At 63.8% G+C, this 21,623-nt stretch carries 15 protein-coding genes and 1 pseudogene; 8 read left to right on the forward strand and 8 right to left on the reverse strand.

What is annotated here, in order from left to right:
* Window positions 1–137: 137 nt before the first annotated feature.
* Together radA and LQ144_RS23085 are read right to left on the reverse strand one after the other, a co-directional pair.
* Window positions 138–1,511 (reverse strand): DNA repair protein RadA, encoded by a 1,374-nt coding sequence (gene radA, locus LQ144_RS07205; RefSeq protein WP_230117891.1) that lies wholly within the window; start codon window positions 1,509–1,511, stop codon window positions 138–140.
* A gap of 222 nt (window positions 1,512–1,733) precedes the next feature.
* A pseudogene (locus LQ144_RS23085) lies at window positions 1,734–1,952 on the reverse strand (recombinase family protein); the annotation flags it as partial.
* Window positions 1,953–3,443: 1,491 nt separating this feature from the next.
* On the opposite strand from LQ144_RS23085, the gene LQ144_RS07210 reads away from it, so the two are divergent.
* The 3 genes from LQ144_RS07210 to LQ144_RS07220 all read left to right on the forward strand — a co-directional run bounded on the left by LQ144_RS07210 (window position 3,444) and on the right by LQ144_RS07220 (window position 9,243).
* Window positions 3,444–6,629 carry a hypothetical protein gene (locus LQ144_RS07210; RefSeq protein WP_230117892.1) on the forward strand — a complete coding sequence of 1,062 codons (3,186 nt, stop codon included), beginning with the start codon at window positions 3,444–3,446 and terminating at the stop codon, window positions 6,627–6,629.
* Between the two features lie 19 nt (window positions 6,630–6,648).
* Entirely contained in the window at window positions 6,649–7,149 is a 501-nt protein-coding gene (locus LQ144_RS07215; protein ID WP_230117893.1) for a hypothetical protein, read from the forward strand.
* A gap of 714 nt (window positions 7,150–7,863) precedes the next feature.
* Window positions 7,864–9,243 (forward strand): MFS transporter, encoded by a 1,380-nt coding sequence (locus LQ144_RS07220; protein WP_230117894.1) that lies wholly within the window; start codon window positions 7,864–7,866, stop codon window positions 9,241–9,243.
* 84 nt (window positions 9,244–9,327) lie between these two features.
* Here LQ144_RS07220 and LQ144_RS07225 read toward each other — a convergent pair whose 3' ends face one another.
* A complete protein-coding gene (locus LQ144_RS07225; protein WP_290369727.1) occupies window positions 9,328–11,160 on the reverse strand; it encodes a helix-turn-helix domain-containing protein in 1,833 nt (610 codons plus the stop codon).
* Between the two features lie 13 nt (window positions 11,161–11,173).
* Entirely contained in the window at window positions 11,174–12,232 is a 1,059-nt protein-coding gene (locus LQ144_RS07230) for an alcohol dehydrogenase (RefSeq protein ID WP_230117896.1), read from the reverse strand.
* A gap of 246 nt (window positions 12,233–12,478) precedes the next feature.
* Here LQ144_RS07230 and LQ144_RS07235 point away from each other — a divergent pair, with 246 nt between their 5' ends.
* The 3 genes from LQ144_RS07235 (at window position 12,479) to LQ144_RS07245 (ending at window position 16,586) form a co-directional block, all read left to right on the forward strand.
* Complete coding sequence (locus tag LQ144_RS07235) at window positions 12,479–13,414, forward strand: alpha/beta hydrolase (RefSeq protein WP_230117897.1); 936 nt, start codon at window positions 12,479–12,481, stop codon at window positions 13,412–13,414.
* Window positions 13,415–13,483: 69 nt separating this feature from the next.
* Window positions 13,484–15,109: an NAD(P)/FAD-dependent oxidoreductase gene (locus LQ144_RS07240; RefSeq protein ID WP_230117898.1), complete on the forward strand. Its 1,626-nt coding sequence runs from the start codon at window positions 13,484–13,486 to the stop codon at window positions 15,107–15,109.
* A gap of 97 nt (window positions 15,110–15,206) precedes the next feature.
* A complete protein-coding gene (locus tag LQ144_RS07245) occupies window positions 15,207–16,586 on the forward strand; it encodes an NAD-dependent succinate-semialdehyde dehydrogenase (RefSeq protein ID WP_230117899.1) in 1,380 nt (459 codons plus the stop codon).
* Between the two features lie 61 nt (window positions 16,587–16,647).
* Here LQ144_RS07245 and LQ144_RS07250 read toward each other — a convergent pair whose 3' ends face one another.
* On the reverse strand, window positions 16,648–17,277 hold the full coding sequence (locus LQ144_RS07250; RefSeq protein WP_230117900.1) for a TetR/AcrR family transcriptional regulator: 630 nt from the start codon (window positions 17,275–17,277) through the stop codon (window positions 16,648–16,650).
* 110 nt (window positions 17,278–17,387) lie between these two features.
* Between LQ144_RS07250 and LQ144_RS07255 the strand changes: the two genes are divergently transcribed.
* Together LQ144_RS07255 and LQ144_RS07260 are read left to right on the forward strand one after the other, a co-directional pair.
* Complete coding sequence (locus LQ144_RS07255) at window positions 17,388–17,798, forward strand: carboxymuconolactone decarboxylase family protein (RefSeq protein WP_230117901.1); 411 nt, start codon at window positions 17,388–17,390, stop codon at window positions 17,796–17,798.
* Window positions 17,799–17,810: 12 nt separating this feature from the next.
* Window positions 17,811–18,644, forward strand: a complete 834-nt coding sequence (locus LQ144_RS07260) for an NAD(P)-dependent oxidoreductase (RefSeq protein WP_230117902.1) — start codon at window positions 17,811–17,813, stop codon at window positions 18,642–18,644.
* A gap of 31 nt (window positions 18,645–18,675) precedes the next feature.
* Here LQ144_RS07260 and LQ144_RS07265 read toward each other — a convergent pair whose 3' ends face one another.
* From LQ144_RS07265 to LQ144_RS07275, 3 genes are read right to left on the reverse strand one after another with little or no spacing between them, the layout of a single operon-like run.
* Window positions 18,676–19,542: a 3-hydroxyacyl-CoA dehydrogenase family protein gene (locus LQ144_RS07265; protein ID WP_230117903.1), complete on the reverse strand. Its 867-nt coding sequence runs from the start codon at window positions 19,540–19,542 to the stop codon at window positions 18,676–18,678.
* 2 nt (window positions 19,543–19,544) lie between these two features.
* Window positions 19,545–20,351: an enoyl-CoA hydratase/isomerase family protein gene (locus LQ144_RS07270; protein WP_230117904.1), complete on the reverse strand. Its 807-nt coding sequence runs from the start codon at window positions 20,349–20,351 to the stop codon at window positions 19,545–19,547.
* The gene (locus LQ144_RS07275; protein ID WP_230117905.1) at window positions 20,348–21,574 is read right to left on the reverse strand and encodes an acetyl-CoA C-acyltransferase; all 1,227 of its coding nucleotides are present in this window, start codon (window positions 21,572–21,574) and stop codon (window positions 20,348–20,350) included. Before LQ144_RS07275 ends, LQ144_RS07270 begins: the two co-directional genes overlap by 4 nt.
* Window positions 21,575–21,623: the final 49 nt, after the last annotated feature.

Below are 21,623 nucleotides of genomic sequence, written 5' to 3' on the forward strand. Positions count from 1 at the left end.
GCCGGATATCAGGGGATCTTTGCCGTCTCCGCGGCTCTCACCGTCCTCGCTCCGGCGATCCGCAACACGACAGGCCGGCCGCCCAAGCTCACGCGGAGGGCTGCGGCCGAAAAGGCCGGCGCAAGCTCTGGCCCTGTCTAGCTGATTAGCAGGCTCAGCGCCTCGGCCAGGTGGCTGACCTCCCGCACCGAGAAGCCCGATGGAATGGGGCCCGGGCCGTTGTGGCTGGACGGAACCACGGCGTGCGTGAAACCCAGCCGGTGCGCCTCCTGAATGCGCTGGTTGATGCCCGGAACCGGCCGCACCTCGCCTGCCAGCCCCACCTCGCCAAAAGCGATCAGCCGCTGCGGCAGCGGCTTTTTGGCCTTCGCAGACGCAACAGCCAGGGCAACGGCCAGGTCGGTGGCAGGTTCGCTGAGCTTCACGCCGCCCACCGTGGCCACATAGGAATCGTCCTTGTGCAGCAGGCAGCCCGCCCGTTGCTGGAGCACGGCCAGCAGCATGGCCACGCGGGAGCTGTCCAGGCCGCTCGTCGCCCGCCGCGGCTGTGAATTGGGGCTTTCCGCCAGCAGCGACTGGACTTCGGCCAGCAACGGGCGCCTGCCCTCCATCGTGACGGTGATGCAGGTGCCGGAAACTGGATCCTTGGTGCGCGTGACGAACAGTCCGCTCGGATCGGCGAGACCGACGATGCCATCCTCGTTGAGGTCGAAGCAGCCGACGTCGTCCGTGGGCCCGTACCGGTTCTTGACCGCGCGAAGCAGCCGGAGCCGTGAGTGGCGTTCGCCTTCGAACTGGCACACCACGTCCACCAGGTGCTCGAGCAGCCGCGGCCCGGCGATGGAGCCGTCCTTGGTCACGTGTCCCACCAGCAGGGTGGTCATGTTGCGGCGCTTGGCGGCCGCGATGATGGAGGCCGCCACCTCGCGCACTTGTGAGACGCCGCCGGAGCTGCCTTCCACGTCGGCGCTGCTGAGCGTCTGCACCGAGTCCACCACGAGGAGCTTGGGTTCCACCTTTTCCACCTGGCCCAGGGCCTGGCCAAGGTCGGTTTCTGCCGACAGGTAGAGGGTGTCCGCTATGGCATCGATGCGTTCGGCCCGCAGTTTCACCTGGGCGGCGGATTCCTCGCCCGTGACGTACAGGACGCTCTGGCCGGTCCGGGCGAACTTGGCTGCGACGTCCAGCAGCAACGTGGATTTCCCGACGCCGGGTTCCCCGGCCAGCAGGATGACGGCACCGGGAACCACGCCGCCGCCCAGCACGCGGTCAAGCTCGTCCACGCCTGTCGGCAGGAAGGCCGCCGTCGTGGCGTCCACCTCAGCGATAGGGCGGGCCGGCTCCAAAACTGTTGTGGCCGCCGTCGTACGCGCAACCGCGGTGCCGGTTTCCTCCACGGTTCCCCACGCCTGGCACTCGCCGCAGCGTCCCACCCACTTGACCGTGGTCCAGCCGCATTCCGCGCATTTATAGCCCGGGGCCTTGGCGGCCCGGGAAGTCTTTGTAGCCATTGCTCCACAGTATCTGGCGGTTCCGACATTCCAGTTCCGGGGTTTCGCACCGCTCGCGCGCCCCGGTGCGGTGATCGCCTCGTCGAACAAGCGCGACATCATGGACGTCACACGCGCGATCCGGTCAGCGGCAGGTGACGTGTGGGTTTTTGATCCCCAAGGGACGGGAGACCCCTTGCGGGTTGGGGGCGGAAACCTGGACCAGTGCACGCAGAGGTCATCCAGGTTGCGGGGAAGCCGGTCCATGCTATGGACCACGACAGTGTCTCCGTCACGGGCGAAGCGCAGCAGTACAGCCAATTGGGGCCGGAGTGTGTCCCGGCCCGAGGCCTTGTTGCTGAAAATCCGATCCGGAGCTTGGCCGTCGAGCTGCCGCGATTCATTCTGGTCCAGCGTGCTGACCCTCGTATACCCGATTCGTTGACCCGCCACCGAAGTCACCCCTACCGAAGCTGTCAGGATGAAACCTATGACTTTCCAAAAGGTATGTCTAGAAAAGGAACTTCAGATCCTATTCTGACAGCCGCTCCGGGTGGTGCCTGACGTCAGGGTGGGGTGTGGTTTAACTGGATGTGAGTGTCCTTCGCATTCCGCTGTTCCGGGGTGTCTAGAAGTTTGAATCGCTCGCAGGGCGAAGCTTGCGAGATGGAACCGAGGAATTAGTCCTCGCCCCAGCCGCTCCTCATCGCTTGACCCGGCTCAGGTGTGCGGTGATAGTTCCGAAAATGGTGCACGTCGGCACCATGGCGCCGAGGTGCGGGTTTGGGTGTTGATGTATTCAACATGTCGGTATCCGGAGGGAGTGACAAGCGCCCGTCCATACGGTGGCCGTGGGCGACGCCGAGCACGCGAATGGCCAGCGTGGCCCGGCGAATGGGGACGAGGAAAGTGACTCACGAATACTCGTGTTCTTGGACTCTGAGTCGAGCTCGAGTGCCGTGCCGAGGGTCTTACGCCGGATCTGCTGCGTGCCTTGTCCTCGACGGCCTTCTCAGTCTTATCGGCAAGATCGGCTAGAACTTCTCATCCCCAGCGTTTTGGTGTCAACCAGGAACTCAAATACCAACGCGCATTTCGCTACTTTCTTCGTGGACCCCGGTAGACAGCGGGGACGGATAGCAAGTAGATTTCGGCCAGCGTGCTTTTGTTACTTTATTTGGGGGAATCGTGGGGGATGGCCTTCCGGGTCGAATCTTGGGTTTATTTGTTGCCGTAATTGTGCTCATGGGGATTGTCTCTGTGCCTCCTGCTACAGCAGCCGGTGTGCTGGGGGCGCCCGTGCCGGTGGTCTCAGGCACCGCCCGGGTCGGGTCGAAATTGACCGCACTCCCCGGAGCCTGGGGGCCGGCGCCGGTTTCTCTGAGGTACCAGTGGCTGCGTTCCGGACTCGCCATAGCCGGCGCCACCGCTTCCACATACGTAGAAACGCCAGCGGATTTGGGAAGAACCGTCGCCGTGAGGGTCACCGGCTCCAAGACGGCGTATGCGACAACCACCAGGACGAGCAAACCAACTGCAGCCGTCGGTGCCGGTGTGCTGGGGGCGCCCGTGCCGGTGGTCTCAGGCACCGCCCGGGTCGGGTCGAAATTGACCGCACTCCCCGGAGCCTGGGGGCCGGCGCCGGTTTCTCTGAGGTACCAGTGGCTGCGTTCCGGACTCGCCATAGCCGGCGCCACCGCTTCCACATACGTAGAAACGCCAGCGGATTTGGGAAGAACCGTCGCCGTGAGGGTCACCGGCTCCAAGACGGCGTATGCGACAACCACCAGGACGAGCAAACCAACTGCAGCCGTCGGTGCCGGTGTGCTGGGGGCGCCCGTGCCGGTGGTCTCAGGCACCGCCCGGGTCGGGTCGAAACTGACCGCACTCCCCGGAGCCTGGGGGCCGGCGCCGGTCACATTGAAGTATCAATGGGGTCGTAATGGAACCGCTGTGTCCGGTGCGACCGCCCCCTCCTACAGTCCGAACCCTGCGGACCTAGGGGCCCGCGTATCGGTGACCATTACCGGTTCCAAAAGCGGATACACCACGCTGGCCAGAACCTCGACAACCACAATTGCCGTCGGAACGGGAACCCTCACCGCCGCCACACCGACCATCGCCGGGACGCCCACGGTCGGTTCGCCCCTCGCCGCGGTCGTTGGGACATGGACGGCCGGAACGACCTACACGTACCAGTGGCGAAACGACGGTGTCCTCCTTTCAGGAGCAACAGGGGCGACCTACCTGCCTGTTGCCGCCGACTTTGGTGGCAAAATCTCAGTAACCGTCACTGGATCAAAAACCGGTTACATCTCATTGACCAGAACCTCCGCGTCCACTCCCGCCGTCGCAGCGGCTGCCCTGACAGCCCCGGTCCCAACTGTGACCGGTACCCCCAAGGTCGGAACTACCCTGACAGCCGTCACAGGAGCTTGGGGGCCCGATCCGGTAACCCTGAAATACCAATGGAACGCCGACGGACTGGCCATTGCGGGCGCCAATACACCCACCTACGCTTTGGTCACCGGCGACGCCGGGAAAACCATCACGGTCACGGTCACGGGAACGAAGGCCGGCTACACGTCTGCGGACAAAACCTCCGCCCCCACGGCCACGGTCGTAGCGGCGCCAGCAGGAGTGATTCGGTTTTCCGGATCCATCGACCAAGACACGACCTGGTCAACGGATGAAGCCTCGGTCTTCCTTCTCGACTCGGTCACTATTTCTCCGGGGGCAACCCTGCTCGTGAAGCCCGGCGTGGTGGTCAAGGGAACGCTGACGGTTTCCGGCACGCTCAAGGCGGAGGGAACTGCCGTTTCCCCAGTGATCTTCACCTCGGCCTCCGACGACAGCGCCGGCGGAGACTCCAACGGCGACGGACCCACACCAACCACCGAGCAGGGCACACCGCTCCGTGTGGCTGGCATCGCCACCATTGTGCTATCCCACATCAAGGTGGACCACAGTGATCAGCTCGCCGAATATGTTTTTGACCCAAACGGCAAGAAGCCGATGCTGCAGGTCACCGACAGCGAACTCAACGCCACGCTCAACGCAGGCGATGCGAACCGACCGGTAGTGGAACGGAACCGCATCCACAGCCGCGGTCAGGCCGGGCTATCGGCCTACCGGGCTGATGTCAGCGGTATTGCGCTCAGCGGGCCAGACACCAACATTCTTTCTGGGACCGCACAGGAACGCGCCGTTTCCTTTGGTGATTCGTCCATCCCCGTCGGTGCAGCGATGATATGGAACCAGGATTCAAACGCCTCAGCATTCAGTGGAAACGCATATGTCGAGGGAAGTTTAACCCTGACATCAGGCGTTGTGGTCAAAGCACGCTTGACAGTTTCCGGCACGGTCAAGGCAGAGGGAACAGCGGCCGCCCCGGTAATTCTTACCTCGGACTCCGATGACAGCGCTGGCGGAGACTCCAACGGCGACGGCGCCACACCCGTCACCGACCAGGTCTCACCTCTCCGGGTAGAAAGCAGTGCCGGAGTCGTGCTGTCACATGTTCGAGCGGACAACAGTTACATGCTCTTTGACTGGATCTTTGATGTGTCTGGCAGGCAGGCCTCGCTGCAGATCACCGACAGCGAGCTCAACACAGCAGTCAACATCGAGTCTTCAAAACGACCCGTCTTGGAACGCAACCATATTCATAACCGGGACCGTGGCCAGGCAGGCCTCACCACTTCGCGAGTCGATGTCAGCGGCATCTCACTCAGCGGGTCGAACACCAACATCCTGTCCGGCACAGACGTAGAGCGGACCGTTCGCTTCCACGAGTCCACCATCCCCGAGGGCTTCACGGAGACTTGGAATCAGGACTCGAATGCCTCCGCATTCGTCGGGGACCCGCAGGTTGGAGGGAACCTGACACTGACCCCCGGCGTGGTGTTCAAAGGTGTAGTGACAGTCTGGGGCACCCTCACGGCAGAGGGAACACCAACGGCTCCCGTGATCTTCACCTCGGACTCCGATGACAGCGCTGGCGGAGACTCCAACGGCGACGGGGCAACAGCACCCTTCGACCAGGGGTGGCATATCGTAACGGCTGGCCCTGCCACCATAATTCTGTCCCACGTCCGGATGAACCACAGCCAGCAACTCTTCAATTGGAGCAACCCCGGCCAGGGAGTAACGACGCAGATCACAGACAGTGAACTCAACACAGCGGTCAATATACAGTCCTGGAACCGGCCAGTCTTGGAACGCAACCACATTCATAACGGAGGGCGAGGCGAGGCAGGGCTGACCGCTTATCGCGTCGATGTCAGCGGCATTGCACTCAGCGGCCCAAACACCAACATTCTGTCAGGCACAGCCGCAGAAAGAACTGTCCGCTTCCTCGAGTCCACCATCCCCGTTGGGGTTACTGAGATTTGGAACCAGGACGCCAACGTTTCAGCATTTAGTGGAAGCACATATGTCGAGGGAGGCCTGACCCTGACAGCCGGCGTGGTCATCAAAGCGAGGCTGACGGTCTTCGGCATGATCAAAGCGGAAGGAACCGCCCTCGCACCCGTAATCTTCACCTCCGAGTCCGATGATAGCGCTGGAGGGGATTCCAACGGCGATGGAATCACGCCGATCACTGACCAGTACATCAGCGTCCGGCTCGAAACCGGATCTAAGGCCTCGTCGCTCAGGTACTCGCTGTTCATGCACTCCACGACGGCCGTATCTGTTGGCGAATTTATCGGCTTGTCCGTAGACAACAGTAAGTTTGTAGACACGAAGGCAGCGTTCCAAGTTGACGGTGCCGCGCACTTTGACCCTGCCCTGAGTGTGTACTACCCATTGCTTCCCTGCGCACCCCCCTACGACTCAATGGTGACCGTAAGCAATACATGGTTCGGCTCGACGGGATTTCCAGGCGTTGAAGCCGATCTCACAAGCTTCGCCGGCCTGGCCATCGATGACGCGCTAGTTGGCGGCCTTTACGACATGGCCACTGGGCAAGCTCCGTTAACGGGCAGCGTAGGAACGAACACGCGGCCTTGGGCAGGCTATTCCTGTTCCCCAGGAGACCCCTCCAAGACGGTTTCCTTCCCCGTGACGCCTGTCATTCTTGGCAGCACTCCAAAGGTCCCCGCAATTGAACCGTGGACCAGCTTTAGCCAAAACTAGTAGGGCCGGGTTCGTCCTTGTGATCGATGAGATGCAGGACCTCGACACGGAGCTGCTGGGTGCGCTTCTGAGCGTTCAGTACGCCGCTGGTCAACGCGGCTGGCCCATGTACATCCTCGGCGGAGGCCTGCCGTCCCTGCCGGGCCAGCTCAGCGAAAGCCGCTCCTACGCCGAACGACTTTTCCACTACTGCATGGTCGGCAAACTCGCTCCCGACGCGGCAGCAAAAGGGGCAGTCCTCCGAGGACAGGCCCTCGATACCGTCCTCGACGCCGCGGGCGGCTGCGCCTACTTCCTGCAGGCCTACGGACGCACACTCTGGGAAGCCGCGTCCGAGAAAGAGATCACTGTCGGAGACGCCCGCCTCGCGGTCGAGCTCGGAACAGCAGACCTGGACCACGGCTTCTTCGTTGCACGGTGGCAACGGGCAACACCTGCCGAAAGGAACTACCTACGTGCCATGATCCAGGACGGTGAAGGCCCCTCAACCACCGCAGACCTCAGCGGGCGACTTGGTTAGGACCACAGCTCCCTCACAAGCCAGCGCGCCCGCCTGATCGAAAAGGCATCATCTTCTCGCCCGAGCACGGACACGGGCAATTCACCGTCCCCGGCATGGGCGGCATTCATCACCCGCCGGGAGGAGTGACCAGGCAACCGTTAGCCCGCGTGCACCACAGCTGTCAGCTTGGGGTGTGCCCTAACTAGATCTGTGTGCGGTACCCGACAGAACCCATTGTGCGACGGCGCGGGCATGTGCGGTTGGATGGGCTCCCGCCGGCAGAGCCTTTCCGCCGCGCTGCTTGGCTCGTTCTGGGGAGGCAGGAAAGTCTGCCAGTAGCGCAGCCGGCACAGCTTCTCGTGTCTTCGTCCTGACCCATCTCCCCTGCCCGGCGCCCTGGAATTCGGACGCCAACCAAGATTGAGGAGAGTTTTGCCACCCCTCAAAATCAGGCATCTAAGACGGCGGCGTCGTGCAAGCTGAGGTCCTGAACGGGGTCACGAGCTGGGGGAGCAGGAGCGCAGAGCTGGTGGTTGAGGGCGACAGAGGTTGTTTCACATTGGAACACTGTGCTTTGCGACACACTCTTTACCGTGGATACAGATGCCGTGGCGGTTGTCACATTTGGGGGCGCCGCGGCAATGCTGCCCGTTGCTTCTCAGTGCGGGTTACAAGGTCATTCCCACCTATCTGTTCCGTTGGCCCAATGAGCCTGTTTCAAGGGAGAAACACATGACAAGCACTACAACATCGCCGCCGGCGATGACACCCCGCCGTGCGGCGACAGCCGCGCTCCTGGGGAGCGCCTTGGAGTACTACGACTTTTTTGTTTACGGTGCAGCGGCCGCCCTCGTCTTTAACGTGCTGTTCTTTCCTTCCGGGGATCCCACTGTTGCTTTGATCGGGTCATTCGCAACTTTTGCGGTAGGTTACGTGGCCCGGCCCGTTGGCGCTGTCGTGATGGGTCACTTCGGCGACCGTCTGGGCCGCAAGAAGGTCATGCTTGCCACTGTGGTCATGATGGGTGTCGCCTCATTCGCCATCGGGTGTCTTCCGACCTTTGACCAGGTAGGGCTGCTGGCCCCGGCACTGCTGGTGGTCTTGCGAGTGGTTCAAGGTTTCTCTGCGGGAGCTGAATCCGCAGGCGCCTCGACGTTGACGGTTGAGCATTCCCCGGCAGGACGCAGGGGTTTCTTCACCAGCTTCGTTATGGTTGGCTACGCCGTCGGCTGCTCATTGGCGACTATCGTCTTCCTGCCGGTGGCGCTCCTGCCCGCCGAACATCTCTATGGTTGGGGCTGGAGGGTCCCCTTCTGGCTCAGCGCCGTCGTCGTCGTGATTACTTACTACGTGCGGAGCCATCTGGATGAAACGCCCGTATTCACCGAAGCGAAGGAAGAACGCGCGGTACGAAAGCTGCCGCTGAGCGACGTCTTCAAGTACCACTGGCGCAGTGTGATCTGTGTGGCCGGTGCATCCCTGATGGCAGCGATGCAGACTTTGTTCGCTGTTTTCAGCTTGTCCTACGGAACCTCGGTCGGCGTGGACCGGAGTGCGATGCTCGCCATTATCTCCGGCGCCATAGCGCTCTCCGTCTTTACTCTTCCGGCAGCGGGCTACCTCTCTGATGTCATCGGCAGGAAGCGGACAATGCTGATTTCCTCTGTAGGGTGTGCGGCCACGATCTTCGGTTACCTTTGGGCGATCTCGACGACGGACATCCTGCTGATCGGGGTCTTCGCGTTCATCAACATGACTTTGTTCTTCGGCTGCTACAACGGCGTTTGGACGTCGTTCTTCGCCGAGCAGTTCCCGGCTCCTGTGCGCTTCACGGGCATGGCCGTCAGCAACCAGCTGGGCAATCTCCTGGCCGGCTTCGCACCAATGGTCGCGGCGATGCTCCTCGTGCCGGGCCCGTCAGGCTGGCTGCCCGTCGCAGTCTTTGGTGCGGTAGCCGCCGGCATCGCGGCCGTCGCAGTCCTCGGAATGCGCGAGACTTCCAAAACCCCCACAGAGCTGCTCGGTGGGCCGCGGGCTCAAGCCACAAATCCCGAACGTTCCCTGGACGAGCCTGCTGGGCCCAAGCGGACCGTTGAGGCGGTCACGGACTAGTAGACCCAGTAGATCCCTAAAATAACGGGCCCCCGACGTTTCGTCGGGGGCCCGTTATTTTGGACTGTGTTACTCGTTCCCGGGCTACGGTCCCGGAAGGATCATTCGTTCGTCGTCATCAATTTTGAGGGCGCGCATTTTGCGGTACATGGTGGTGCGGCCGATGCCCAGAATTTCTGCGGCGCGGGACTTGTTGCCGTCGGCTTCGGCCAGGGCGGCGACGATGGTGTCGCGCTCGGATTGCTCGTAGCGGCTGAGCGAGGAGAGGGTTGTCTGGCGCATGGGGGCTGGCAGGTCTTTGGTTTGGATCAGGCCGGTGCCGGCCGAACGTCGCAAGTTGGCAAGGAGCCGTGCCAGCTCGGCGATGTTGCCGGGCCAGCGCCAGGTCAGCAGGCATTGGAGGGCTGCGGGGGAGAACCGTGGCGAGGGTGCCCCGGGGAAGAGTTCGGCCGAAACCTCGCGCACGATGTCCAGCAACTCACCGCGCAGTTCCACAAGGGACGGCAGGTGTACCGGAGCTTGAAGGCCCTCAGCTTCGTGGTTGGGGTTGAATGGGCCGCTGGTCCGTTCGGTAAGGATGACACGTGCCCCTGGGTGGACGCCGGGGCGGTGGGCCGACGCGAATTCGGTGAGCTGCTCTACCAGTTCGTGGCCGATGCCTGGTCCGGCGGTAACGAGGATTCCGCAGCCTTCTTTCAGTGCCGCTTCCATGCCTGCCCAGGCCGTTGGGTCCTCGGTGAGCATTTCTGCGGTGAATGTCTTGGGCTCGCGCCCGGTGTGCTGGCGCAGCCACTTTGAGGACTGGTAATGCTTCCCGGTACCAGGGCCCCCGGTGACGCGGATTAGGCCATCGGCGGTGGCGGCAACGGTGAGTTCGCGTTGGAGCACGCTGTAAGAAGTTGTCGTCCGGGCTTGGCGGGATGATAGGCCGTCCAGCACTTCGCGGAGCGCGGGCGCAGACTTTTGCTCTGGGTGGTTGACGACGGAAATCCCGCCCTCGGCTGCCGCGCTGGCTGGCTCGGTAAATTCGAGCGCGAAGATCGCGTCCTGGCCTGCTCGGCCGAGACGGCGCACCATGGCTTCGGTTCCGAGCACGGGAAGTTCGAGTTGCAGCTTGTCCTGGTCCCAATGGTGCATGCGCAGCATCTCCCACAAGTAGGCGTGGGACTCGGCGTCAAAATGGGCGAGTGCGGGCAGGTCGGTCATCACGGTTTCCGAGTTCATGACCAGGACCGGATGCTTGGAGGACCGGAACTGGCGGTATGTTCTGGCCAATTCGAGGTTCCGGGAATCGGCCATGAGTTCGAGCGCTTCAGCTATTTGATGACCGGCCTGCCGGGCCATGGAAACCATCAGGGGGCTTGAGGCATCAACGTGGGAGGCGATGGACAGCGATCCCACGATCCGGCCCGTGATGGGGTGCTTGATGGGGGCTCCCGCGCAGGCCAGTCGGGCCAGCGCGTCATTAAAGTGTTCATGACCGCGGACGAAAACCACTCCGCGCCCCTCAATAGGGGTGCCGAGCCCGTTGGTGCCCAGAGCCAGTTCGGAAAAGACAAAACCTTCCGCGGCATTGGCGTTGTCCAATGTCCGGGCGTCCTGGGCATCGACAATGCGCCGCGAGACGATCTTGCCCTCCTCATCGGCGAGGAAAAGGGCCATCCGGGTGTCGGTGAGATTGCTTTGCCACTGGTCCAAAATCCTTCCGGCAGCGCGCAGGATTGCACTGTCCGGATCAACCTCGCCAAGGATGTGGGGACCGGTTGCAGGGTTGACGTGGTTCGATACCGAGCGCCGCCAGCTCTGTTCGATTTCTTCAGCCACCAGCGACGCGGGGATGGAAGCCCTGACGAGGCCCTCCGTGATCAGCTGCTCCCGGGCGCTCCGGAGCGCGTCTTCACGCCGTGATTTGTCCATCACTTTCTCATTCTCAAGCAGTCAAAACGATGCGTCCAGCGATCCCGCCGGCAGTCAGGTCGTCCAGGGCCCGGGAGACTTCAGCCGCGGAAAGGGTCCTTTCGGACACCGGGATGGTGGGCAGTTCCCCTGCTTTGGCAATCCGGACCAGATCCTGCAGTTGAGAAAGTGTCCCGACAAAGCTGCCTTCGATGCGAATCATGCGCAGCGCCAGCATGGCAGTGGGTAGGGTGACTTCACCACCGAAGAGTCCTACCTGGATCATCGTCCCTGCCTTGGCGAGGACATCGAACGCGGACGTAGCAGTGGCACCGTTATTGACGAAGTCCACGACGGCACTGGCCGGCCCGCCTGCCGCGCGTTGAATGTCCGCTGCCCCGTTGCCTCCTCCGGAAATAACCGTGCTGGTTGCGCCCATCTCCCGGGCAAGGGCCAGGTTCCGTTCCGCGACATCGACCGCGCAGATGTTCCGGTGGCCTTGGGCCCGGAGGATCGCTATGGCGGTCAGGCCCAGCCCTCCTGCCCCGAAGATGACCACGGGCTCGTCCGGCCCGAGCGGAAGAACCTTGTCCACGGCACTGTGAGCGGTGAGACCGGAACACGCCAGGGTCGCCGCCCAACTCGGGTCAAGGCCCTCAATGTCCACCAAGTACTTCTCGTCGGGCACCATGATGTACTCGGCGTAGCCGCCGTGGCGTGCCACTCCAAGGTTCTGTCCGGCAGCGCAGCGGTTATCGTGGCCTTCCCGGCACTGGCGGCATGTGCCGCAGCCGATCCACGGGTAAATCAGTCGCACGTCACCGGCGCTGACGGATGCAACGTCAGCACCTACCTGCTCGACAACGCCCACTACTTCGTGGCCCAGGACCATCGGGTACTGGATGCCGCGGTCTTTCATGCTCATGTGTCCGCGGCTGCCCAGGTCGTAGCCGCCTTCGCGGAGGTGGGTGTCGGTGTGGCAGACGCCGGCCCGCATGACTTTGAGCAGTACCTGCCGCCCCTCGGGGCTTGGCGTCGACAGCTCCAGGTCATGGATGGTGGCATCGTCCGGGAGGACGGCGAATGCGTGCATTGCGGAACACCTCTTCATTGTGGCAATAGGTATCCATCCATCATGACCAACAATTGCTGCAGCTTCCAATACCAATCCATGACCCTTTTAGGGCGCGTTCCGGTATCAATGCATCCGCTGCAGTGTTTCACATTGGAACACGTGTGGCATGGAGCACAGTCCTACCTTTGATGCAGACGCCGCGGCACGCATCACAACAGGGGAGAGGCCGCAGGCACCAACAGATCGCGTCAAAGGAGACCCACAATGACCACCAACCTTGTTGAACAGTCCGGCACCGCTTCGGCCGAAGCCGGGAGCCAGGACGTACTGCGGAATCTCTACGCTGACTGGGCTCAGATCATGGCGACCACGCCGGACCTGACCATGCGCCTGTTCCGTTCCATTTTTGACGAGTGGCACCAGCCGACGGTCGAGCCCGAGGGCGTCATGTACCGTGAGGACACCGTTGGGGGCGTTCCGGGCATCTGGTGCCTGCCAAAGGGTGCGGACAGGACCAAGGTCCTCCTGTACACCCACGGCGGCGGCTTCGCCGTCGGCTCCGCCTCGAGCCACCGCAAGCTCGCCGCCCACGTCGCCAAGGCCCTCGGATCCGTCAGCTTCGTGCTGGATTACCGCCGCGCCCCCGAATTCCAGCACCCTGCCCAGATCGAGGACGGCGTGGCCGCCTTCGATGCCCTCGTCGCCTCCGGCATCGCCCCGCAGGACATCACCACCATCGGCGATTCCGCCGGCGGCAACCTCGCCATCGCCATTGCCCTGGCGCTTAAGGAACACGGCAAGCCCGGTCCCGGCCAGGTCATCGCCTTCTCCCCGTGGCTGGATATGGAGAACAAGGGCGAAACCCTTGTCACCAACAACGACACCGACGCCCTGATCACCCCCGAACTGCTCGAAGGCATGATCGCCGGCGTCCTCGGCGGCACGGTTGACCCCACCACCCCGCTGGCGAACCCGCTGCACGCGGACTTCACTGGTTTCCCCCGCCTGTACATCACCGCCGGCAGCGTCGAGTCACTCCTGGACAACGCCACCCGTCTGGAGGAACGCGCCAAAGCCGCCGGTGTGGACGTCACCTTGTCCATCGGCGAGGGCCAGCAGCACGTCTACCCGTTCCTGGCAGGGCGCTCCGCCCTCGTCGCCCAGGAGTTCGAGAAGCTCGCTGCCTGGTACCGGAACTAACCCGGCCACCTGCGAAGCCAAACCATCCACTATTCCGTCCCCTGCATCAGAACGACAAAGGAGTTCGCCATGACTGCACAGAACACTTTCCACACCGTTGACGCCGTCGTCATCGGCGCCGGCTTCGGCGGCATCTACGCCGTCCACAAGCTTCATAACGAGCAGGGCCTGACCGTTGTCGGCTTCGACAAGGCCGACGGCCCCGGCGGCACCTGGTACTGGAACCGCTACCCCGGGGCACTCTCTGACACGGAGAGCCACGTCTACCGCTTCTCCTTCGATAAGGACCTCCTGCAGGACGGTACCTGGAAGCACACCTACATCACCCAGCCGGAGATCCTCGAGTACCTTGAGGATGTCGTTGACCGCTTTGACCTGCGCCGCCACTTCCGCTTCGGCACCGAGGTCAAGTCCGCCGTCTACCTCGAAGACGAGTGCCTGTGGGAGGTCACCACAAGCGGTGGCGCCGTCTACCGGGCCAAGTACGTCGTCAACGCCGTGGGGCTGCTGTCGGCCATCAACTTCCCGAACCTGCCCGGCATCGACGCGTTCGAGGGCGAGACGATCCACACCGCCGCCTGGCCCCAAGGCAAGTCGCTCGCCGGCCGCCGCGTCGGCGTGATCGGCACCGGGTCCACGGGCCAGCAGGTCATCACGGCCCTGGCCCCGGAAGTGGAACATCTGACCGTCTTCGTCCGCACCCCGCAGTACTCCGTCCCGGTGGGCAAGCGCCCCGTGACTACCCAGCAGATCGCCGAGATCAAGGCCGACTACGACAACATCTGGGCACAGGTCAAGCGTTCCGGTGTGGCCTTCGGCTTCGAGGAAAGCACCGTGCCGGCCATGAGCGTTTCGGAAGAAGAACGCCGCCAGGTCTACGAGAAGGCCTGGGAATACGGCGGCGGCTTCCGCTTCATGTTCGAAACCTTCAGCGACATCGCCACCGATGAGGAGGCCAACGAGACTGCGGCATCCTTCATCCGAAACAAGATCGTCGAGACCATCAAGGATCCGGAGACGGCACGGAAGCTGACGCCCACCGGCCTTTTCGCCCGCCGCCCGCTCTGCGACGACGGCTACTTCCAAGTCTTCAACCGGCCCAACGTCGAGGCCGTGGCCATCAAGGAGAACCCCATCCGGGAAGTCACCGCCAAGGGTGTGGTGACCGAGGACGGCGTGCTGCACGAGCTGGACGTCATCGTCTTTGCGACCGGTTTCGACGCGGTGGACGGCAATTACCGCCGCATGGAGATCACCGGCCGTGACGGCCTGAACATCAACGACCACTGGGACGGGCAGCCCACCAGCTACCTGGGCGTTTCCACGGCAAAGTTCCCCAACTGGTTCATGGTGCTGGGACCCAACGGCCCGTTCACAAACCTGCCGCCGAGCATCGAGACGCAGGTTGAATGGATCAGCGACACGGTGGCTTACGCGGAGGCCAACGGAATCCGGGCGATCGAACCGACTCCGGAGGCCGAAGCCGAGTGGACCGAGACATGCACCACGATTGCCAACATGACCGTGTTCACCAAGGTCGATTCATGGATCTTCGGCGCAAACGTCCCGGGCAAGAAGCCCAGCGTGCTGTTCTACCTGGGCGGCCTGGGCAACTACCGCGGCGTCCTGGACGACGTCAGTGCCAACGGATACCGCGGCTTTGAGCTGAAGTCCGAAGCCGCCGTCGCTGCCTGACGCGGCGCCTCGCGGCTGCCAAGCCGGTGCCATCGAACTGATGGTGCCGGCCACCGGCCTTGATTCCATCGTCTTTCACTACAGAGGAGAACCACCCATGGGTGTGTACACCACGATCGACCCGGCCACCGGGGACGCAACCGCACAATACCCGGAGATCTCCGACACCGAGCTGGACACTCTCATCGGAAACAGCGCCGCAGCCTACCGTTCCTGGCGCACCACAACCCTGGAGCAGCGCCGTGCCGTCCTGACCCGCACCGCCGAGATCCACCGCGAGCAGGCCGAAGAACTGGCCAAGCTCCTTACCCTGGAAATGGGCAAACCGATCGCGCAGGCCAGGGGAGAGGTGGAACTGGTCGCGTCGATTTACCAGCACTACGCCGACAACCTGGAGGAGTACCTGGCGGATGAATCCCTCACCTTCAAGGGCTCCGGCACGGCTGTCGTCCGCACCGAACCGATAGGACCCCTCGTCGGGGTCATGCCATGGAACTACCCTTACTACCAGGTGGCCCGGTTCGCGGCGCCGAACATCGCCTTGGGCAATACCATTATCCTCAAGCACGCCCGCAACTGCCCCCAGTCCGCCCTGGCCATCGAACGGGTGCTTATAGAGGCCGGATTGCCGGCCGGCGTGTACCTTAACGCGTTCATCTCCTCCGCGCAGGTGGCAGCCGCCGTTGCCGACCGGCGCGTGCAGGGCGTGTCCCTGACCGGGTCCGAGAAGGCCGGTGCAGCCGTCGGCGAGGTCGCCGGCCGGAACCTGAAAAAGTGCGTCCTGGAACTCGGCGGATCAGACCCGTTCATCGTCCTCGACGATGCCGACATCGACGCCGCAGCAGCTGCGGCAGTCATCGGCCGGCTCTCCAACGGCGGCCAGGCCTGCACGGCATCGAAGCGGTTCATCGTGGCGGAGAGTGTGTACGAGGAATTCCTTCAGAAGTTCCTGGACGCGATGGCCCCCTGGCAGTCCGGCGATCCCACCGACGCCGGGACCAAGCTCGGACCGCTGGCATCAACTGCAGGAGTCGAGGAACTGGACGAGCTCGTGCAGGACGCAGTCTCCCACGGCGCGGAACTCCTGCTCGGTGGCGAACGCCCCGACGGCCCCGGCGCCTATTACCCGGCCACGGTCCTGGCAGGCGTCACACCCGAAATGCGTGCCTTCACCGAGGAACTGTTCGGCCCCGTCGCCGTCGTCTACCGCGTCGGCTCCCTGCAGGAAGCGATCGATTTGGCCAACAACTCACCGTTCGGCCTGTCCTCCAGCGTGTTCACATCCGATGCCAAGAATGCGGACCGGCTGGCCGAGGAACTTGAGGTCGGCATGGTGTGGATCAACAGCACTAGCAAGAGCTCGCCCGACCTGCCGTTCGGCGGCGTCAAGGGCTCGGGCTTCGGGCGGGAACTGGCCCGCTACGGCTTCAACGAATTCGCCAATAAGAAGCTGGTCCGGAACCCCGGCGCCAGGTAGGCGGATTGCTGAGTCACCGCGCCAGGTTGCCGGCAGTGTGCCCGCAACCTGGTGCGGCCGTTTAACCTTGGGGGTCTTTCGCGAAGGCGGGGTACAGGGCGGCCACGAGGCTTTGGCCGAACGCTTCGTCCAGCGGCTCGCCGCTGAGGAACAAGCGGTAGTAGATGGGGCCGAGCAGAAGGTCGGTGACCAGCTCCGGATCCAGTCCTTCCCGCAGCTCACCCCTGGCAGTGCCGCGTTCCACCAGGGCTGTGACCTCCCGGACGCGCTTAGCCACCACCGTTTCCCGGTAGGTCCTGGCAAGTTCGACGTCGGCAGCTACCTCCGAGACCAGGCCCTGCATGATGCGCCCCAGCAGGGAGTTGGACATCAGGTCCACCGTCCGGTTCACCAGGCGGGTCAGCTCAGTCTGCGTGTCCTTGGCATAGGGCAGCGTGCTGACGTCGCCCAGCATGTCCAGCAGGACGGCCAGTGCCAAATCATTCCGGGACCGGTACCGGCGGTAAATGGTGGATTTGGCGACGCCGGACCGCTCGGCAACGCGTTCGATCGTCAGGCTTGCAAAGCCGGAACCGGCCAGCAGTTCCCGCGTGGTGTCCAGGACCACCCGTTCCGTGCGCGCGCGGCGCTTTTGGTGACCTGAGGCTGTGGCCCCGGCTGGACCGCCGTCGGCCGCGTCTGCTTTCTGCATAAAAAACCTTCCAGTCCTCATACCCCGAGTGCTAATATTGAAACGCAACGTAGCGTTTTATAAATGCTACTCGCTAACTCGTTTCCATAGAAGCCTAGAAGGGCAGCACCATGAGCACTGACCGGTACCAGCGCGGACTCGACCGGATGATGGAACTTGTCTCCAGCGAACACGCCAATACGTTCGACCACGCCAAGCTGGTGGAGTCCTATGCGGCCCTCGACGCCGAACTGTCGGACTACATCGTCTCCTTTGCTTTCGGGGACATCTACTCGCGGGACAGCCTGACCCAGCAGGAACAGACGATGGTGACTATTTCCACGCTCGCCGCACTGGGCACCGAGGTCCAGCTGAAGCTCCATATCAACGTCGGCTTCAACGTGGGCCTCACCAAGGAGAAGATTGTCGGCGCCCTGATCCAGTGCATCCCCTACATCGGATTCCCCCGCGTCCTCAACGGCCTGACCCTCGTCAAACAGGTCATGGCGGAGCGCGGCATGACCCTTGAAGCCACGAACTAGAGGACCCGCAGCATGAGCAAGAGAATCGGTTTCGTAGGACTCGGAACCATGGGACTTCCCATGGCAGTCAACCTGAACAAGGCCGGCTTTGAAGTGATCGGCTACGACGCCTTCGCCGGATCCCGGGAGAAGGCGAAGGCCGCAGGAATCATGGTGGCCGAATCCCTGAAGGAAGTAGCTGAAAAGGCTGACGACGCAATCGTCTCCATGGTCCGCGACTACGCCCAGAACGTGGACGTCATCCTCGGCAAGGGCGGGCTGCTGTCCGTCGGCCCCAAGAACATCACCATCATTGTCATGAGCACGCTGGACCCGGACACCATGAACGAACTGGGCCGGCAGGTGGAGGAAAACGGCTACGCGAAGCTGATTGCCGCCGCCGTCAGCGGCGGCGCCACGGGCGCCCAGGCCGGCACGCTGTCAATCATGGCCTCGGGCGCGGAAGACGTGGTCACCGCCGCCCGCCCGTATTTCGACGCCGTCGGATCCAACACCTTCTACTACGGCAGCAAGCCCGGCAACAGCCAGGCCGCGAAGCTGGTCAACAACCTGGTCCTCGGCATCACCATGAATGCCGTCGCTGAAGGCCTCAAGTTCGGCGCGGAATACAACCTGCCCGAAGCCGAACTGCTGAACCTGTTTAGGGTCAGCACCGGCGACAGTTGGGTGGCCCGCAACTGGGACTCCGTGTCGGAGTGGACCGCGGACACCGCGCTGGCCGTGCTGCTCAAGGACCTGAAGGCCGCGCACCTCAAGGGCCTCGAGCACAACGTGGCCATGCCCTTCAACGCCCTGTCCTCCACCCTGTTGTTCGACTCCATGGGAAAGAAGCCCCAGGCCAACTAGATGGCCTGGGGCTTCAAACCGTGCGGCGGCTTCAGCTCCAGTCGAAGAAGCCTTTGCCGGTTTTGCGGCCGAGTTCGCCGCGTGCCACTTTGTCGCGGAGGATCTGCGGCGGGGCGAACCGGTCACCCAGGGTGGACTGCAGGTACTCGGCGATGCCGAGGCGCACGTCCAGGCCCACGATGTCCGTGGTCTTCAGCGGCCCGGTGGGGTGCTTGTATCCCAGGACCATGGCGTTATCAATGTCTTCGGCTGAGGCGACGCCTTCCTCCACCATCCGCATGGCCTCGAGGGCGATCGCCACGCCCAGGCGTGAGGAGGCGAAACCGGGGGCGTCATTGACGACGACGGCGGTCTTGCCGAGCGCCTCAACCCACCCGCGGGCCGCAGCCGCCAGCGGCTCCGGGGTCTTCTTCCCCACGACCACCTCGATGAGCGTGGAGGCGGGGACCGGGTTGAAGAAGTGCAGCCCCAGAAAGTCCTGCGGACGGTCGAGCTCGTTAGCCAAGCCGTCCACGGAGAGCGAAGAGGTGTTGGAGGCCAGCACTGCATGGTTGCCGAGTTCAGCCTCGACGGCCCGCAGCGAGGAGACCTTCAGGTCCCACAGTTCGGGCACGGCCTCCACAACCAGCTCCCGGTCACGGAAGGAGGCGTAATCGGTGGTCACCGACAGGCGGGAGGCATAGTCGGCCGCCTCGCCGGCGAGGCCGCGGGCCAGGGACTTGCCGACGGCGTCCTCGACGCGTCCGCGGGCGGCGTCCGCCGCCGCATGGTCACGTTCCACCACCACGACGTCGGAGCCTTTGACCAGGAAGGCGTGGGCGATCCCGGCGCCCATGCGGCCGCCACCGAGGACGCCCACCTTTGCGGGGAGCCCGGCGGGAATTGCAGTGTTGCTCATGTCTACTTCTTCTTCCTGTCGAGAAACGCTTGCATGCGGTCGAACTTGGCCGGGGATTCGAAAAGCATGCCCTGGGCCAGGGTGTCGATCAAGGGATGGACTTCCCTTGGGGCATGGAACACGGCTTTAGTGATCCGAACGGCCAGCGGGTCCTGCCCCGCGATGGAGTCTGCCAGCGCGTGCGCCGCATCCAGCAGCGTTTCCGGGTCCACGAGTTCGGTGATCAAGCCGACAGCCAGGCAGTCCTCGCCGGTGAGGACTTTGCCTGCCAGCAGGATCTGTTTGGCCACCGGTTCCCCTACGAGCTCCTTCAGCCGCCAGGTCGCACCCGCCGCGGCAAGGATGCCAAGGTTGGTTTCCGGGTTGCCCATCCGCAAGTCAGCGGTGCCGATGCGGAGGTCCGCCGCGTAGGCCAATTCCGCGCCGCCACCGAGGGCGTAGCCGTCCAAGGCGGCGATGACGGGCATAGGCAGTTTGGCGATCCGGTCGAAGACCCCGGAGTTGATCCCGGCCAGCGCGTCGTCGCGCCGCCGCTCCCGCAATTGCGCGATGTCCGCCCCGGACGCGAAGACGGCTCTGGCTCCGGTGTCCGGGTTAGCGGGCGTGCCAGACAGGATCAGGACTTTCGGGGTCCGCTCCAGGTACGCGCAGACCACATGCAGTTCATCCACCATTGCCTGGTCGATGGCGTTGCGTGCCTCCGGCCGGTGCAGCCGGACCGCCAGGCGGTCCACCCGCTCCTCAACCTGCAGCGTTTGGAAACCCCCGGCACCCAGCTGCGTGCCCGCGTCGTACATCACGTCCGTCATGAGAGCCCTTCCAGGAGCAGCGCCGTGCCCTGCCCGACGCCCACACACATGGTGGCGAGTCCCAGCTTCCGGCGTTCGGTGGCTTCCCTCTCGAGGCGCCCGAGCAGGGTGATGACAAGCCGGGAACCGGACGAACCGAGGGGATGGCCCAGGGCGATGGCGCCGCCGTCGTTGTTCACGATGTCGGGCTCGAGCTTCAGTTCGCGCATGCAGGCCAGCGCCTGGGACGCGAACGCTTCGTTAAGTTCGACGGCGGCCAGGTCGCTCACCGCGAGGCCGGTGCGGTCCAGGACCTTGCGGGTGGCCGGGACCGGGCCGATGCCCATGATTTCCTGCGCGACGCCGGCGGACGCGCCGTCGAGGATGCGCGCCCGGGGCGTGAGCCCGTACTTCTCCACGGCGGCTTGGGATGCGACGATGATCGCGGACGCGCCGTCGTTGAGGGTGGAGGCGTTGCCGGCGGTGACTACGCTGCCGCCCTTCACCACGGGGCGCAGGCCGGCCAGGACATCCCGGGTGGTTCCCGGGCGGGGCCCCTCATCGGTGTCCACGATGGTTTCCACGCCCTTGCGGCCCTTGACAGTGACGGGGACGATTTCATCCGCGAAATTCCCGGCAGCGATGGCTGCGAGGGCGCGTTCGTGGGAGCGGACGGCGAACTCGTCGCAGTCATCGCGGGAGATGCCGTAGACGCGGGCCACTTCCTCGGCCGTTTCCGGCATGGAGTAGGTGGCCTTGCCGTCGCGCGAGAGCTCGCCGGAGAGGAAGGCGGGGTTGGGGAAGCGCCAGCCGATGGAGGTGTCAACGACGGCGCCGGGTTTGGCGAAGGGTTTGTCCGGCTTTTCCATGACCCACGGAGCGCGGGACATGGACTCGACACCGCCTGCAACAACGATGTCCGCGGCACCGGCTTTGATCATGTGCGAGGCCATGATGATGGCGCTCAGCCCGGAGGCGCAGAGCCGGTTGACTGTAACTCCGGGGACCGTGTCGGGGAAGCCGGCGAGCAGCCAGGCCATGCGGGCAACGTTGCGGTTTTCCTCGCCGGCGCCGTTGGCGTTGCCGAGGATCACCTCGTCGACGACGGCCGGGTCAAGGCCTGCCCGTTCGACGGCGGCACGAACAGCGATGGCAGCCAGATCGTCGGGGCGGACGGAGCTCAGGGCGCCGCCGTAGCGGCCGACAGGGGTGCGTGCCCCGCCGATGAGGAATGCTTCGGTCATGGAAAAGCTCCTTGTGAATCGTGGTTTGGGGGGGAGGACGGGGCCAGGC

Source organism: Arthrobacter sp. Bi83 (genome assembly GCF_918698095.1).
In the GTDB taxonomy this organism is placed as follows: Bacteria; Actinomycetota; Actinomycetes; order Actinomycetales; family Micrococcaceae; genus Arthrobacter.